Raw genomic sequence first — 239 nt, 5'->3', positions numbered from 1 at the left:
CGCCCGTGCCGCGCACCACGCGCGCCCTGATCCTGTCGCCCACGCGCGAACTGGCGACCCAGATCGCCGACAGCTTCAAGGCCTATGGCGCCCACCTGGGCTTCCGGGTCGCGGTGATCTTCGGCGGCGTGAAATACGGCGCCCAGGAGCGCGCCCTGCAACAGGGGCTGGACATCCTGGTCGCGGCGCCCGGCCGTCTGCTGGACCATATCCCGCAAAAGACCCTGGACCTGTCCTCG

Annotated in this window: 1 protein-coding gene; it reads left to right on the top strand. The window is 70.3% G+C overall.

What is annotated here, in order from left to right:
- Positions 1 to 239 (top strand): DEAD/DEAH box helicase (locus CVH10_RS24090; RefSeq protein WP_146143391.1); only part of this gene is annotated, 239 nt, incomplete at both ends.

It is taken from the genome of Halomonas sp. ND22Bw (assembly GCF_003011945.1).
Lineage (GTDB): Bacteria > Pseudomonadota > Gammaproteobacteria > Pseudomonadales > Halomonadaceae > Halomonas > Halomonas halophila.
This window is presented reverse-complemented; position numbering and strand designations above follow the sequence as displayed.